At 54.3% G+C, this 14,844-nt stretch carries 12 protein-coding genes, 1 pseudogene and 1 other annotated feature; of the genes and pseudogenes, 9 read left to right on the top strand and 4 right to left on the bottom strand.

Translation table 11 applies throughout. The features are described from left to right. Nucleotides 1–162: 162 nt before the first annotated feature. A complete protein-coding gene (locus ACMV5H_RS03950; protein ID WP_179252260.1) occupies nucleotides 163–2,892 on the bottom strand; it encodes a cation-transporting P-type ATPase in 2,730 nt (909 codons plus the stop codon). 650 nt (nucleotides 2,893–3,542) lie between these two features. Here ACMV5H_RS03950 and sltY point away from each other — a divergent pair. Together sltY and trpR are read left to right on the top strand one after the other, a co-directional pair. Continuing rightward, on the top strand, nucleotides 3,543–5,462 hold the full coding sequence (sltY, locus tag ACMV5H_RS03945) for a murein transglycosylase (RefSeq protein WP_094982241.1): 1,920 nt from the start codon (nucleotides 3,543–3,545) through the stop codon (nucleotides 5,460–5,462). Between the two features lie 101 nt (nucleotides 5,463–5,563). Beyond that, a complete protein-coding gene (gene trpR / locus ACMV5H_RS03940; RefSeq protein WP_021179237.1) occupies nucleotides 5,564–5,884 on the top strand; it encodes a trp operon repressor in 321 nt (106 codons plus the stop codon). Between the two features lie 34 nt (nucleotides 5,885–5,918). Here trpR and yjjX read toward each other — a convergent pair whose 3' ends face one another. Continuing rightward, complete coding sequence (gene yjjX / locus ACMV5H_RS03935) at nucleotides 5,919–6,464, bottom strand: inosine/xanthosine triphosphatase (RefSeq protein ID WP_021179238.1); 546 nt, start codon at nucleotides 6,462–6,464, stop codon at nucleotides 5,919–5,921. Between the two features lie 127 nt (nucleotides 6,465–6,591). Here yjjX and gpmB point away from each other — a divergent pair, with 127 nt between their 5' ends. Continuing rightward, nucleotides 6,592–7,239 (top strand): 2,3-diphosphoglycerate-dependent phosphoglycerate mutase GpmB, encoded by a 648-nt coding sequence (gene gpmB / locus ACMV5H_RS03930; protein ID WP_021179239.1) that lies wholly within the window; start codon nucleotides 6,592–6,594, stop codon nucleotides 7,237–7,239. On the opposite strand, the gene robA is transcribed toward gpmB, so the two are convergent. Next, on the bottom strand, nucleotides 7,236–8,105 hold the full coding sequence (gene robA / locus ACMV5H_RS03925) for an MDR efflux pump AcrAB transcriptional activator RobA (RefSeq protein WP_021179240.1): 870 nt from the start codon (nucleotides 8,103–8,105) through the stop codon (nucleotides 7,236–7,238). The genes gpmB and robA overlap by 4 nt on opposite strands. Nucleotides 8,106–8,447: 342 nt before the next feature. On the opposite strand from robA, the gene creA reads away from it, so the two are divergent. Beyond that, a complete protein-coding gene (creA, locus tag ACMV5H_RS03920; protein ID WP_059199702.1) occupies nucleotides 8,448–8,927 on the top strand; it encodes a protein CreA in 480 nt (159 codons plus the stop codon). Between the two features lie 123 nt (nucleotides 8,928–9,050). Here the strand turns inward: creA and arcA are convergent, their stop codons facing one another. Next, a complete protein-coding gene (arcA, locus tag ACMV5H_RS03915; protein WP_024483588.1) occupies nucleotides 9,051–9,767 on the bottom strand; it encodes a two-component system response regulator ArcA in 717 nt (238 codons plus the stop codon). Between the two features lie 108 nt (nucleotides 9,768–9,875). On the opposite strand from arcA, the pseudogene ACMV5H_RS03910 reads away from it, so the two are divergent. From ACMV5H_RS03910 to thrB, 5 genes and pseudogenes are all read left to right on the top strand, one after another. Then, a pseudogene (locus ACMV5H_RS03910) lies at nucleotides 9,876–10,013 on the top strand (hypothetical protein); the annotation flags it as partial. A gap of 389 nt (nucleotides 10,014–10,402) precedes the next feature. Continuing rightward, nucleotides 10,403–11,089: a tRNA/rRNA methyltransferase gene (locus ACMV5H_RS03905; protein WP_414821481.1), complete on the top strand. Its 687-nt coding sequence runs from the start codon at nucleotides 10,403–10,405 to the stop codon at nucleotides 11,087–11,089. A gap of 195 nt (nucleotides 11,090–11,284) precedes the next feature. Continuing rightward, nucleotides 11,285–11,371, top strand: coding sequence for a thr operon leader peptide (thrL, locus tag ACMV5H_RS03900; RefSeq protein WP_071592991.1), 87 nt, complete (start codon nucleotides 11,285–11,287; stop codon nucleotides 11,369–11,371). Beyond that, nucleotides 11,310–11,428 (top strand) — a sequence feature (Thr leader region). It overlaps the preceding gene by 62 nt. A gap of 25 nt (nucleotides 11,429–11,453) precedes the next feature. Continuing rightward, entirely contained in the window at nucleotides 11,454–13,913 is a 2,460-nt protein-coding gene (gene thrA, locus ACMV5H_RS03895) for a bifunctional aspartate kinase/homoserine dehydrogenase I (protein WP_115159049.1), read from the top strand. Nucleotide 13,914: 1 nt separating this feature from the next. After that, the gene (thrB, locus tag ACMV5H_RS03890; RefSeq protein WP_115159050.1) at nucleotides 13,915–14,844 is read left to right on the top strand and encodes a homoserine kinase; all 930 of its coding nucleotides are present in this window, start codon (nucleotides 13,915–13,917) and stop codon (nucleotides 14,842–14,844) included.

The following is a 14,844-nucleotide window of genomic DNA, read 5'->3' as shown; positions in this document are numbered from 1 at the left end:
AAGCATAACCTGACCGTCTTGAGGGCGAATTGTATTATAAGAGCAGTTTGTTGTGCGCTTTATGCTCGTTTTTATGAGATTTTTCCTAGGTATTTTTAACGTTATAAAACGCCCGGCAGGATTTGCCGGGCGTTTTAGTGAAAATTGCGAGTCCTAAGGTGCTTATAATAACGTTTTTCGGCTCGCTTTGATGCGGTTAATCACCCATTTTTCTACTTCCACTATCAGGAATAGTGCAATGGCTATCATCAGCGTCACGCCCCAATAGAACAGCGGCAGCGGCGCGGTGCCAAACAGCGCGTTCATAAACGGCAGATAAATGATGGCCATCTGTAGCAGTAACAACACGCCACTGACCAACCACAGGCCCTTATTGAGGAACAATTGGCGGTTGAGCGGGAAGCGGTCTGCGGTACGGCAGTTGAACATGTAAACCCACTGCGCGGTGACCAGGGTTTGCAGCAGCACGGTGCGGATCAGCTCGCTGCTGTAGCCGCGTGGCGCCATCCAGGCTTCCAATGCGAAGGCGCTGATGGCGATCAGCACGCCGACGAAGCCGATGCGCCAGATAGCGTGCAGATCCAACACGTTGCTGCCCGGCATCCTTGGTTTACGGTGCATCAGCCCTTTTTCGGCGGGCTCATAGGCCAGGCCAAAGGATAGGGTAGTGGAGGTGGCCATGTTCATCCACAGGATCTGGATGGGCGTCAGCGGCAGCATGGCACCAGCCAGAATGGCGATGATGATCAGCAGGCCCTGTGCCAGGTTGGTCGGCAGCACGAACAGGATGGTTTTCTTCAGGTTGTCGTAAACACGGCGGCCTTCTTTTACCGCGCTGGCGATGGTGGCGAAGTTATCGTCGGTCAGCACCATATCGGCGGCTTCTTTAGTGACCTCGGTGCCTTTGATCCCCATGGCGATACCCACGTCGGCCTGTTTCAACGCTGGTGCATCGTTGACGCCGTCGCCGGTCATCCCTACCACGCCGCCTTTATCCTGCAGCGCTTTTACCAGACGTAGCTTATGTTCCGGGCTGGTACGGGCAAAGATATCGTAGTGCACGGCGGCTTCAGCCAACGCCTGGTCATCCATATGTTCCAGCTCGGAGCCGGTGATAGAGTCCTGGCTGTTGCCAATTCCCAGCATGGCACCGATGGCCATGGCCGTTTTCTGGTGATCGCCGGTGATCATCTTCACGCGGATCCCCGCTTGCTGACATTCGGCGATGGCTGCGACCGCTTCAGGACGTGGTGGATCCATCACACCAGCGATACCGATAAACACCATCTGCTGGCGGATATCGCCGTGATCCAGTTCCACTTCGCCGTCTGGCGTCGTTTTACTGGCGGCGGCCACCATGCGTAAACCTTGCTCGGCGAAGCGCGACATCTCCGCTTCCCAGTAGCCGAGGCGGAAGGGCTGGATGCCGGAATCGGTCAGTTCGAACTCGCACAGTGAGAACAACACGTCTGGCGCACCGGTAAGGAACACCTGATTTTTGCCTGCGACCTGGCTACGTACCGCCATGTATTTGTAACTGGAGTCGAACGGGATTTTAGCCAGTTGGCGTGCTTCACCAATCGCTAATCCAGCTTTCATCGCCAGCACTTTCAATGCGCCTTCCGTCGGGCTGCCGGTGACCAGCCAACGGCCGCTGTCATCCTGCTTGACCTGGCTGTCGTTACACAGGGTGATCGCGGTAATGAACTGCGCTAACGGTGGGATATCTTGAACTTGCGCCGGTTTGTTACTGTCGGCAAAGAAAATGCCGCCAACCGGTTCATAGCTTTCCCCTTCCACGCGGTAGGCATGGTCAGCCATGATGACGTTTTTTGCCGTCATTTCGTTCATGGTCAGCGTGCCGGTCTTGTCCGAGCAGATCACCGTCATCGAGCCCAAGGTTTCTACCGTAGGCAGTTTGCGGATAATCGCGCGGTTACGTGCCATCGACTGCACACCCAGGGACAAGATAATTGAAATGATGGCAGGCAGACCTTCGGGTACCGAGGCCACCGCCAGGCTGATCAGCGCCACCAGCAGCTCACCGAGCGGCATATCACGCATCGTGAAGGCAAACACGAACAGCAACACCATCATCACCAGGATCAGGATGAAGATGTTTTTGCCCAGGCGATCCATCTGTTGCAGTAACGGGGTGCGCTGGGTCTTAACGGTCGAGATCATCTCGCTGATGTGGCCGAGTTCGGTATAGCCGCCAGTTGCGATAACCACGCCCTTGGCATTCCCGGCGCTGATAGTGGTACCGGAGAACAACAGGTTGGTGCGATCGCCAATCATTACTTCATCAGGGATAGCGTCGGTTTGCTTCGAGACCACGGTAGATTCGCCGGTCAAGATGGCCTCTTCAACCTGAAGGTTGTGAGATTCCAGTAACCGCAGGTCGGCGGGAATTTTATCGCCAGGGCGCAATAATACGATATCCCCCGGGACCAAATCTTCCGCATTCACGGTGTGGTTAATTCCGTCTCGTACCACAATAGCCTGGCTGGAAAGCATATTCTTAATGCCTTTCAGCGATTTCTCTGCGCTGTTTTCCTGCACAAATCCGATAAGGGCATTGATCACGGCAACGCAAAGAATAACCACCGTATCGATCCAATGCCCCATAATGCCTTTGAGGAAGGCGGCGGCCAGCAGAATATAAATCAGCACATCGTTAAAGTGGGCAATAAAGCGCATAAAGGCGCTTTTGCCTGCCTGCTCCGGCAGGGCGTTGGGGCCAAACTTCTTCAGCCGTTCGGCGGCTTCCTGTTCGCTTAGGCCTTGTTGCTGAACGTTTAAATGCTGAAGCGTTTGTTCAATATCGTATTGATACCAGGCTTTTTCCGGCTTGGGTGGCGCTTGGTATTCAGTGGGGGAATGTTTTGGCATGGAGTGCCTCTCCTTAAAGTCGTTCGAATCTAAGTCCCCATCTGTGTCGGCAGCCCTTTTGCCGGGTTGATATTCCATTGTTTTCTGTCACACAGACGTTAAAGGTAGTCATTTTCAGTTAGTGGGTGGCCAATTATCTGCCGCGTGATAGTAAATAATCGCAAACTTGAGTTTTTGATCTGAGATAATAAAAACAAAGTAATAGGAATTGTTTTAATCAGTGAGAAAATGTTTCTCTATTAATGTCTCTTTAACGTCATTTTTTGTATAGGAAAACTCGTGTCTGCATAGAAAACTATAGAACACCGGGGTTATTGTGTGATGAAAAAATTGCCCATAATCCCATGATTTTTCAAAACGTCGTCTTGTTGTTCTGCCTGGCGATTGCGCCAGGCAGGGTGGTTTTCATCTGGGTTGATAAACTTGTTATAAAGTAATGAATGGATACGCGTTTTTGCTGTCTATGATTAATACCTGATGCCAGCCCATGGTGGCGGCACGGTTTTGTTCCCGGCGTGGCTTCCCACGGTGGGGCGTGAGATATTCGCAGAGCAGGATCTACTGGCCCGTTGGCTGCTGACGCGGCGCGGCAGCGGGGTGGATCGGTTCTGGCAAGCTAACCCAGCGAGGAAAGAGTAAGTATGGTCAAGGTGGACAAATGGCGGTTGTGGGCTGTAGGCCTGTGCCTGACGGCATTTTCTGGTGCAACATTGGCAGACTCCCTGGACGGCGAACGCCAGCGTTATCTGCAAATCAAGCAGGCCTGGGACAGTAAACAGATGGACGTGGTGGCGCAGTTGATGCCAACGCTGCAGGATTACCCCCTGTATCCTTATCTGGAATATCGCCAGTTGACGCAGGATCTCAGCACCGCCAGTGCGGCTCAGGTCCAGCAGTTTTTGCGGTTGCATCCTACGTTGCCACCCGCAAAATCGCTCTCTGCCCGTTTTGTGAACGAGCTGGCGAGCCGTCAAGATTGGACTACCCTGCTGGCCTTCAGCCCGCAAGAGCCTAAACCTGTTGCGGCGCGCTGTAATTTCTATTACGCCAAGTGGGCCACCGGCGATCAGCAGGCAGCTTGGGCTGGTGCCGATGATATCTGGATGAGCGGTAAAACCTTGCCAGGCTCCTGCGATAAGCTGTTCAGCGTCTGGCAGGCTGCCGGTAAGCAAACGCCGTTGAATACGCTGGCACGGATGAAGCTGGCGCTGAAAGAGGGCAACAGCGGCCTGGTGAACTACCTGTACCGCCAACTCCCAAGCGATTATCAAACCATGGGGGATGCGCTGGTACGGTTGCAAAACGATCCCGCCACGCTGGAAGCCTTCGCCCGTAGCGTCGGCCCAACAGATTTTACCCGTTCGGCTACCACCATCGTATTCGCCCGTCTTGCCCGTCAGGACGTAGAAAATGCTCGAGCTATGATCCCAACGCTGGTCCGCCTACAGAAAATGAGCGAAAGCGAGAAGTTGGCAATGGAGGAAGAGGTGGCCTGGCGGTTGATGGGCAATGATGCCACCTTTGAGCAGACCCAATGGCGCGATCAGGTGATCCTGCGCAGCCAACAGCCAGCCTTGCTGGAGCGCCGCGTGCGTATGGCGCTGGGCGTGGGCGATCGTCAGGGGCTGAAAACCTGGCTGGCACGCCTGCCTGAAGAATCGCGTAACAAGGATGAATGGCGCTACTGGCGTGCCAGTGTCATGATCGATGAAGGTAAACGCAGCGAAGGGGAAGCGATACTGCGTAGCCTGATGAACGAACGCGGCTTCTACCCGATGGTGGCGGCGCAAAAACTGCAGGTGCCTTATCCGGTGATGGTCGCCGTGGCGGCAAAACCGCGTACCGATCTGGTGAGTGGCCCGGAGATTGCCCGGGTGCGTGAACTAATGTACTGGAATATGGATAACCTGGCGCGCAGCGAGTGGAGCTCATTCGTCGCCAGCCGCAGCCGCCCGGAGCAGGAAGCGCTGGCCCGCTATGCCTTTGAGCAGAAATGGGCCGATCTGAGCGTACAGGCAACGATCGTTGGCAAACTGTGGGATCATCTTGAAGAACGTTTCCCGATGGCCTGGCCACAGGAATTCCGCCGTGCTACCGAAGATAAAGGCATTACGCCGAGCTATGCCATGGCGATAGCCCGCCAGGAGAGCGCCTGGAACCCGAAAGCGCAGTCGCCGGTCGGGGCCGCAGGTTTGATGCAGGTTATGCCGCGCACCGCGAAACATACGGTGGATCTGTTCGGTATCCCGGGCTACAGCAGCCCGAGCCAGCTGTTTGATCCGCAAACCAATATCACCATTGGCACCAGCTATCTGGAGTCGGTGTACCAGCAATTTGGTCGTAACCGTATTCTTGCGTCTGCGGCTTATAACGCTGGCCCATCACGGGTGAATACCTGGTTAGGCAATAGCGATGGCCGGGTAGATGCCGTGGCGTTTGTGGAAAGCATTCCGTTCTCGGAAACCCGTTCTTACGTGAAGAACGTGCTGGCCTATGACGCGTTTTATCGTCACTTCATGCATCGGCCAGCGAAGGTGCTGACGGATGCCGAGTGGCAAAGACGCTATTGATATCCCCGTCGTCTTTCAAGCTGTAGCGTTGTTACCGGTATTTTGACGCTTACTCGCGGTATGCTATGCTGCTGTACTAGTTAAATAGTATGGTGGCTGGCATGACGCAATTATCGCTAAACGATCCCGCTCTTTCAGAACAAGGCAATGAAGATTGGCTGCGCTTTGTCGCACTGCTGCAGAGTTCGTTCGATCAGGATTTGCACCAACAGTTGATGCAACTGCTACTGACGCCGGATGAGCGTACTGCGCTGGGGACACGGGTGCGTATTATTCAGGAACTGATGCGTGGCGAAATGAGCCAGCGCGAGCTGAAGAATGAGCTCGGGGCAGGTATCGCAACCATCACCAGAGGATCAAACAGCCTGAAGATGGCGACGCCAGAGCTGAAACAGTGGCTGGAACAGCAATTACTGGGGTGAAGCAATCACCCCGGTGGCTTATTGCTGCGGCGTATTATTGCTGCGGCGTATTATTACTGCTGTGGCTGCGGTAAATCGGATTGTGGAACGGCACCAGTGCCAGCAGCAACGCCTGGTGGTAAACGCTGGTGCGGCTCAGCCGACCATCGGTAAAGATACCGATCGCTCCCCCCTGACGTTTGACTTCGCTATTGCCGGTGATCAAGGTCATTTCATCGCCTAACTCGCGACCGGCTCGAATACCCTGTAAAATTGATTCTGGCAGCATCAGGCTGGCAGAACGCGATTCGCCACGGGTCGTCGGATTTTCTACCGTCATCCAGGCGAACGTCATATTTTCTTCGATCCCAGCTTCTACTCCGACCCAAAAGTCGGCTTCTGGCCGCACCTGCCGCGCTTCCATCACACGCTGGCGTGCGCCGGTACGGGTTTCGGTATTGCCAATGGGTTGCAGTGAAACGCCGCTGGCGACGTCAACCGATTCTATGCGGCATTGGTCTGCGCCAAAGGTATCTTCAAATGCCAGTTGAATAGCCCTGATCTTTGCCGGGTTGGTAGTTGCAGCGATAACATGATACATAACGGCTTTAGCTTCCTTAAAGTGGGGCTGTGTCTTGCCATGATTTTTGATGGCGGCAAGTTATGCGTAGTGCAAGGCACGAGCCACAGATAAACTCAAGTTTCACGCAGTATAACGGAAAAGCATAATGTTACAGGTATACCTCGTTCGCCACGGCGAAACGGAATGGAACGCAGCACGCCGCATTCAGGGCCAATCCGACAGCCCATTAACCGCCACTGGCGTTCACCAGGCTCATCTGGTTGGCAAACGCGTTAGCCGCGAGGGCGTGACGCACGTGATTTCCAGCGATCTGGGTCGCACCCGTCAGACCGCGCAAATCATTGCGGACGCTTGCGGTTGCGACGTTATGGTAGATGCCCGGCTGCGTGAGCTGCATATGGGCGTTCTGGAAGAACGTTTGATCGACAGCCTGACACCGCAGGAAGAGCTGTGGCGTAAACAGATGGTCGATGGTACTGCTGACGGCCGTATCCCTCAAGGTGAATCTATGACGGAGTTGGCCACGCGGATGCATGCGGCGCTGACCGAGTGCCTGAAACTGCCGCAGGGCAGCAAGCCGTTGATTGTCAGCCACGGCATCGCGCTGGGGTGCCTGATCGGGACAGTTTTAGGGCTACCGGCCTATGCCGAGCGCCGTCTGCGTTTGCGCAACTGCTCGTTGTCACGCGTCGACTATCAGCAAAGCCCTTGGTTGGCTCCAGGCTGGATTGTGGAAAGCGCGGGCGATATCTCGCATCTGGACATGCCCGCGTTGGATGAGCTACAGCGCTAACGGCGGATCGGGATCAGATAGTCGCAACGGATCTCGCTGGGTGGCTGAGGCGGACGCCGGTCACCTTGCGGATAGAAGCGCTCAATATCGTGCCCTTTGCGGCGGGTCAGTTCCAATGCTGGCAGGCAAGTGCCGTACAGTATCAGGATAAAGTCCTGCAGGCCGGAGGCTGGCCCCTGATAGCTGAACATGGCATATTCTCCGCCCTGCAGCGTGATCGGCTGGCCTTCCTGCACCTTGGTCGGCACATGTTGCGCCTCCAGGGCAGTGGTATATAGCACTTCCTGCTCGTCGTCTTTTTCCTGGCTTGGCCGCGAGTGGTGCAGGCCGTAAAGCACCGGTGGCAGGGTGTCTATCTGCCCCAGGTACTGTTGCCAGAATTGGGTACGCAGCTCGGAGCGGAAGCTGGATATTTGCTCCAACGTACAGGAGTAGCTCTGCGTCAGGCCGATCAGGTCCAGCTCGGGTAGCGTGACAAACTCTGGATGTGGCAGCGTAAAGGCGCCCAGACGTATTGGCGGGCACATGCCGAAGGCGTTCCAGTCTTCTGAACGGCGATACAGCGCCGGGGTTTGCGCAAACTGTTTTTTGAATGCGCGAGTGAAGGTCTGCTGTGAGTCGAAACGATACTGCAAAGCAATATCCAGAATAGGCCGACTGGTGAGGCGTAATGCGACGGCGGCTTTGGACAACCTTCTTGCCCGAATATAGGCGCCGATGGCGTTCCCAGTGATATCCTTAAACATCCGTTGCAGATGCCATTTAGAGTAACCCGCTTTTGCCGCCACGTTATCCAGTGACAAAGGTTGGTCCAAATGGCTTTCCAGCCAGCTAAGCAGATCACGAATGATACCGGCTTGATCCATAGATCTTCCTCGTAGAGCTTCAGGTTCGGAACCCGAACTGTTTGATTTGTCATGCTGATACCTGATGCCCACTGACTTATTGATCAATCAGTTGCATTACATACGGCGCTTTTGCGATATGCGTTGCGGGAAGCGGGGGAAAACTGGTGTTAACAGGCATTAAGCGATGACGATGCCGCATAATAGCAACTTTTTTCCTCCACGACTCCCAAAGATTTTTTTCGCTCTCTGTGCTAAAAAGAGCTGACTGGGCCGAGGAAAACCCATTTCTATGACCTGAAGCATCAGCGTTCTTATTAGCAGCCCTGTGATTTAACACGCTGTTCTATTGGAGTTAAGTGAATGAAAAAAGGATGGATATTTTTGTTCGGTCTGGTTTGCGCAACGCTTAATAGCGCGCAGGCGGAACAGGTAGGATCGGTCGATACGGTATTCAAACTGTTTGGTCCAGATCATAAAATTGTGGTGGAAGCGTTCGACGATCCCGATGTTAAAAATGTAACTTGTTATATCAGCCGGGCTAAAACCGGTGGCATAAAGGGTGGGTTAGGGCTGGCAGAGGATACCTCGGATGCTGCCATTTCTTGCCAGCAGGTTGGTCCGATTGAGCTGAGCGACAAGATTAAGAAGGGCAAGGCTGAAGGAACCGTGGTGTTCCAGAAGCGCACCTCTTTGGTGTTCAAAAAGCTGCAGGTCGTGCGTTTTTATGATGCCAATCGCAATGCGCTGATCTACCTGAGCTATTCCGATCGGGTGGTAGATGGTTCACCGAAAAATGCCCTGAGCGCGGTGCCCATCATCCCTTGGGGTGAAGCCAAATAATCCAGACGGGCGCAGTATGCAGCGCTCCTACGTTGTAGCCTGTTCAGATGGCATCGCGTCTGGCCTCAACAAAAAAGGGTTCAGCAAGCTGAACCCTTTTTAACCTGTGACGTTAAGACAGGCTTATTCTTCCAGATCGCCGCAGAAGCGGTAACCTTCACCATGAATGGTGGCAATGATTTCCGGCGTGTCCGGCGTGGATTCGAAGTGCTTACGAATACGGCGGATGGTCACGTCCACGGTACGGTCATGCGGCTTTAACTCACGGCCAGTCATTTTCTTCAGCAATTCACCACGGGACTGGATCTTGCCCGGGTTTTCACAGAAGTGCAGCATGGCGCGGAATTCGCTGCGTGGCAGTTTGTACTGCTCGCCAGCAGGGCCGATCAGAGAGCGGCTGTTGATGTCCAGCTCCCAACCGTTGAACTTGTAGCTCTCAACCAGTTTGCGCTCTTCGCCGACGCTACCCAGATTCATGGTGCGTGACAGCAGGTTGCGCGCACGGATGGTCAGTTCGCGTGGGTTGAACGGTTTGGTGATATAGTCATCGGCGCCGATTTCCAGGCCAAGGATTTTATCGACTTCATTATCACGACCGGTCAGGAACATCAGCGCGACGCTGGCTTGTTCGCGTAGTTCACGCGCCAGCAGCAGGCCGTTCTTGCCTGGCAGGTTGATATCCATGATAACCAGGTTGATATCATTTTCGGACAGGATGTTGTGCATTTCTGCACCGTCATTGGCTTCATGAACAATGTAGCCTTCCGCCTCGAAAATGCTCTTCAGGGTGTTACGAGTGACTAACTCGTCTTCGACAATCAGAATGTGCGGGGTCTGCATATTTGCTACCTAAAATTGCCAACAAAATAGAAAATAGGAAGTACAGCAGTCTCGGTGTTCTTCCATGGAGGGCAGAGATACCGCTCACGTTCCCTCAATTACCAAACGACTACAGTACGTAAACTCGTTCTTGATGCGCTTTCCATCAATGTCAACAAGATCGCTAGCTGGGTGGGGGGGCTATTTTTTACCACCCCGAATGATGCCAAAACGGCGCATATCCTAACCCTATTAACAGCAATATAACAGTGTGTGCCGAATTCATCACCTAACAAAACTACGCTTTGTTGACATATATCAAATTCAATTGTAGCACGTTAACAGTTTTGTGAAAAACACTTACAGAACTGCCATGTTAAGTCACAGATCGTCAAATTCTGTGAACGATTCAGCTTTGTTGGAGCTGATGCGTTACAATTGAAAGCTAACTGTTTGGGGTGAAAATATAGCGCTTTGTTTTTAATGAAAATTAAAACTTAACCTACATTTATGATTGTTTCGTGTGATTTATAGGTTGAAATGCCTATTTAATAATATTATAGCAAGCGATCATTTACGATGTTAATCGTTTGTAAATATAATCAGACAAATCCCAACAGTCAAAGAACTATTCTCATTATTTTTCTGGAGTCTTGATGCAGCTTCATATCGTGTTAGTCGCGCCCGCTCGGGCGGAAAATGTTGGCGCAGCGGCGCGGGCGATGAAAACCATGGGCTTCACCTCGTTGCGCATCGTCGACAGCGAGGCCCATCTGCAGCCCGCTGCCCGCTGGGTCGCCCACGGTGCTGGCGATATTCTGGATGCGGTGCAGACGTTTGCTACCCTGGAGCAGGCATTGGAAGATGTGGACTTTACCGTTGCGACTACCGCTCGCAGCCGCGCACGCTTTCATTACTACTGTACCCCCCAGCAACTGACGGTGCAGTTGGCGGAACGCCAGCAATGGGTACATCAGGCTGCACTGGTGTTTGGCCGTGAAGACTCGGGCCTGACCAATGAAGAACTGGAGTTGGCCGATCTGCTGACCGGCGTCCCGATGGTGGCTGATTATCCTTCGCTGAACCTCGGCCAGGCGGTGATGGTGTATTGCTATCAACTGGCGCAGTTAATGTCAGTCAGCACGCAGCAGGAACCCCTGGCCGATGCCGGGCAACTCAACGCGTTGCGGCAACGGGCAGATCGCCTGTTACAAGCGCTGGACGTGGCGGGCGACCAAAAATTGTGCGATTGGTTACACCAGCGGCTCGGGGTCTTGCAGCAGCGCGATACCGTCATGTTGCACAGGTTGCTGCATGATATTGAAAAAAAACTGACGAAGTGATGTAGGCGTTTTCTGTTGCTTGGCTGGTGTTATTCACTGTTTGATCGGCTTTCTTATGATTTTTTGTTCTGCAATTCTGTTTTTTTATCGGCTTCATCGCGCAGATCCCACTGTGGCCAGTAAATAGGCAAAACAAAGAAATAATTTGACTTGGCCAGACGATTGCTTTAACCAATAGAGGGGACAGAGATTCTAATGAGACAGACAGACAAAATGCGAAACATCAGCCTGAATACGACAATTATTACCACCACCGATACCACAGGTAACGGGGCGGGCTGACGCGTACAGGAAACAGAAGAAAAAAGCCCGCACCTAACCAGTGCGGGCTTTTTTTTCGGCATAAATTCAGGAGATAACAGAAATGCGAGTGCTTAAATTTGGTGGAACCTCGGTAGCGAATGCGGAACGTTTTCTGCGCGTTGCCGATATCGTGGAGAACAATGCACGCCAAGGACAGGTAGCCACGGTATTGTCCGCACCGGCCAAGATCACCAATCATCTGGTGGCGATGATTGACAAAACGGTAGCCGGCCAGGATATTCTGCCAACCATGAGCGACGCCGAGCGCATCTTTGCCGACCTGCTCAGCGGTTTGGCCAAGGCGTTGCCAGGCTTTGAGTACGATCGCCTGAAGGCACTGGTCGAGCAGGAGTTCGCGCAGCTCAAACAGGTACTGCATGGCGTGGCGTTGTTGGGGCAGTGCCCGGATAGCGTCAATGCGGCTATCATCTGTCGGGGTGAAAAGCTTTCTATTGCCATCATGGAAGGCGTCTTCAAAGCCAAAGGTTATCCGGTTACTGTGATTAACCCGGTAGAGAAGCTGCTGGCTCAGGGCCACTATCTGGAATCGACCGTCGATATTGCCGAGTCCACCCTGCGTATCGCTGCTGCGGCCATTCCTTCAGACCATATCATCCTGATGGCGGGCTTTACTGCCGGTAACGACAAAGGCGAACTGGTCGTGCTGGGGCGTAACGGCTCCGATTATTCCGCCGCCGTGCTGGCCGCTTGCCTGCGAGCAGACTGTTGCGAGATCTGGACCGATGTGGACGGGGTTTATACCTGCGACCCGCGTACCGTGCCGGATGCCCGATTATTGAAGTCGATGTCCTACCGGGAGGCGATGGAGCTCTCTTACTTCGGCGCCAAAGTTCTCCACCCGCGTACCATCACCCCGATTGCCCAGTTCCAAATCCCTTGCCTGATTAAAAACACCGCCAACCCGCAAGCTCCCGGCACCTTGATCGGTGGCGAAAGCGTGGCCGATGATACGCCGGTAAAGGGCATCACCAATCTGAACAATATGGCGATGATCAACGTGTCCGGCCCAGGTATGAAAGGCATGGTCGGCATGGCGGCCCGTGTGTTTGCCGTGATGTCACGCGCCGGGATCTCAGTGGTGTTGATCACCCAGTCCTCTTCCGAGTACAGCATCAGCTTCTGTGTGCCGCAGAGTGAGCTGCAACGAGCTCGTCGTGCCCTGGAAGACGAATTCTACCTGGAGTTGAAAGACGGCGTGCTGGAGCCGCTGGACGTGATGGAACGCCTGGCAATTATCTCGGTCGTTGGCGATGGTATGCGCACCCTGCGTGGCATCTCTGCACGCTTCTTCTCTGCTCTGGCGCGCGCCAACATCAATATCGTGGCGATCGCTCAAGGCTCTTCCGAACGTTCAATCTCCGTGGTGGTCGATAACGATTCCGCCACCACTGGCGTGCGCGTCAGCCATCAGATGCTGTTCAACACCGATCAGGTGATCGAAGTGTTTGTGATTGGCGTGGGTGGCGTTGGCGGGGCGCTCATCGAGCAGGTTTATCGTCAGCAACCTTGGCTGAAGCAAAAACACATCGATCTGCGCATCTGTGGCATTGCCAACTCAAGGGCGATGTTGACCAACGTGCACGGCATCTCGCTGGAAAGCTGGCGGGACGAACTGGCCGAAGCCAAAGAGCCTTTCAATCTGGGCCGCCTGATCCGCCTGGTGAAAGAGTGCCACCTGCTCAATCCGGTGATTGTCGACTGTACCTCCAGCCAGGCGGTGGCCGATCAGTATGCCGATTTCCTGGCCGACGGTTTCCACGTGGTAACGCCAAACAAGAAGGCCAACACCTCGTCGATGAATTATTACCAGCAACTGCGCACCGCAGCAGCCGGTTCTCGCCGCAAATTCCTGTATGACACCAACGTGGGGGCGGGCTTGCCGGTGATCGAAAACCTGCAGAACCTGCTCAATGCGGGCGATGAGTTGGTGCGCTTCACCGGTATCCTGTCGGGGTCACTGTCCTTTATCTTCGGTAAGCTGGATGAGGGGATGTCGCTGTCGGAGGCCACCTTGCAGGCCAAGGCCCTCGGTTACACCGAGCCAGATCCGCGTGACGATCTTTCGGGGATGGATGTCGCTCGCAAGCTGCTGATCCTGGCGCGTGAAGCGGGCTATGCGCTTGAACTGAGCGATATTGAAGTCGAATCGGTATTACCACCGTCGTTTGATGCCAGCGGCGATGTGGAGAACTTTATTGCCCGCCTGCCGGAGTTGGATGCCGAATTTAACCGCCGTGTGGCCGCTGCTGCCGCTGAAGGTAAAGTGTTGCGCTATGTGGGTGCTATCGAAGAAGGCCGCTGTCTGGTACGTATTGATGCGGTAGACGGCAACGATCCGTTGTATAAAGTGAAGAACGGTGAGAACGCTCTGGCCTTCTACAGCCGCTACTATCAACCATTGCCGCTGGTGCTGCGCGGTTATGGTGCCGGTAATGATGTGACGGCGGCCGGGGTATTTGCCGATCTGTTGCGCACACTGTCATGGAAGTTGGGAGTCTAATATGGTTAAGGTGTATGCACCGGCCTCAATTGGTAACGTCAGCGTCGGGTTCGATGTGCTGGGAGCTGCGGTTTCCCCTATCGACGGCACGCTGCTGGGGGATTGCGTCAGTGTAGAAGCGGCCAGCCGCTTCAGCCTGGAAAATGGCGGGCGTTTTGTCAGCAAGCTGCCGAGCGATCCTAAAGAGAACATTGTTTACCAGTGTTGGGAGCGTTTCTGCCAGGCGATTGGTCGTGAAGTGCCGGTAGCGATGCGGCTGGAGAAGAACATGCCGATCGGTTCCGGGCTGGGCTCCAGCGCTTGCTCGGTGGTGGCCGGTCTGATGGCGATGAACGAATTTTGCGAGCGCCCGCTCAACGAGACGCAATTGCTGGCCCTGATGGGCGAACTGGAAGGGCGTATTTCCGGCAGCGTGCATTACGATAACGTTGCGCCGTGCTATCTGGGCGGCTTGCAGTTGATGCTGGAAGAAGAAGGGATCATCAGCCAGGAAGTGCCTGGCTTTAAAGACTGGCTGTGGGTGATGGCCTATCCGGGCATCAAAGTGTCCACCGCCGAGGCGCGCGCCATTTTGCCCGCGCAATACCGCCGCCAGGACTGTATCAGCCATGGTCGCTATCTGGCGGGCTTTATTCACGCTTGCCACACCCAGCAACCGCGTCTGGCGGCCAAGCTGATGCAGGATGTGATTGCCGAGCCTTATCGCACCCGCCTGTTGCCAGGCTTCGCCGAAGCGCGTAAAGCCTCACAGGAGATCGGTGCCTTGGCCTGTGGCATTTCCGGCTCCGGCCCGACGCTGTTTGCGGTCTGTGATGACGGCGCAACGGCGCAACGCATGGCCGATTGGCTGACCAACCATTACCTGCAAAACGACGAAGGTTTTGTTCATATTTGCCGCCTGGATACCGCTGGCGCTCGACTATTGGGATAA

It is taken from the genome of Serratia sp. N21D137, assembly GCF_047530005.1.
Taxonomy (GTDB): domain Bacteria; phylum Pseudomonadota; class Gammaproteobacteria; order Enterobacterales; family Enterobacteriaceae; genus Chania; species Chania fonticola_B.
This window is presented reverse-complemented; position numbering and strand designations above follow the sequence as displayed.

Coding starts and splice junctions, on each gene's coding strand:
- ACMV5H_RS03950 (WP_179252260.1), bottom strand. CDS start 2,892: ATGCCAAAACATTCCCCCACTGAATACCAAGCGCCACCCAAGCCGGAA.
- trpR (WP_021179237.1), top strand. CDS start 5,564: ATGACGCAATTATCGCTAAACGATCCCGCTCTTTCAGAACAAGGCAAT.
- yjjX (WP_021179238.1), bottom strand. CDS start 6,464: ATGTATCATGTTATCGCTGCAACTACCAACCCGGCAAAGATCAGGGCT.
- gpmB (WP_021179239.1), top strand. CDS start 6,592: ATGTTACAGGTATACCTCGTTCGCCACGGCGAAACGGAATGGAACGCA.
- robA (WP_021179240.1), bottom strand. CDS start 8,105: ATGGATCAAGCCGGTATCATTCGTGATCTGCTTAGCTGGCTGGAAAGC.
- creA (WP_059199702.1), top strand. CDS start 8,448: ATGAAAAAAGGATGGATATTTTTGTTCGGTCTGGTTTGCGCAACGCTT.
- arcA (WP_024483588.1), bottom strand. CDS start 9,767: ATGCAGACCCCGCACATTCTGATTGTCGAAGACGAGTTAGTCACTCGT.
- ACMV5H_RS03905 (WP_414821481.1), top strand. CDS start 10,403: ATGCAGCTTCATATCGTGTTAGTCGCGCCCGCTCGGGCGGAAAATGTT.
- thrL (WP_071592991.1), top strand. CDS start 11,285: ATGAGACAGACAGACAAAATGCGAAACATCAGCCTGAATACGACAATT.
- thrA (WP_115159049.1), top strand. CDS start 11,454: ATGCGAGTGCTTAAATTTGGTGGAACCTCGGTAGCGAATGCGGAACGT.
- thrB (WP_115159050.1), top strand. CDS start 13,915: ATGGTTAAGGTGTATGCACCGGCCTCAATTGGTAACGTCAGCGTCGGG.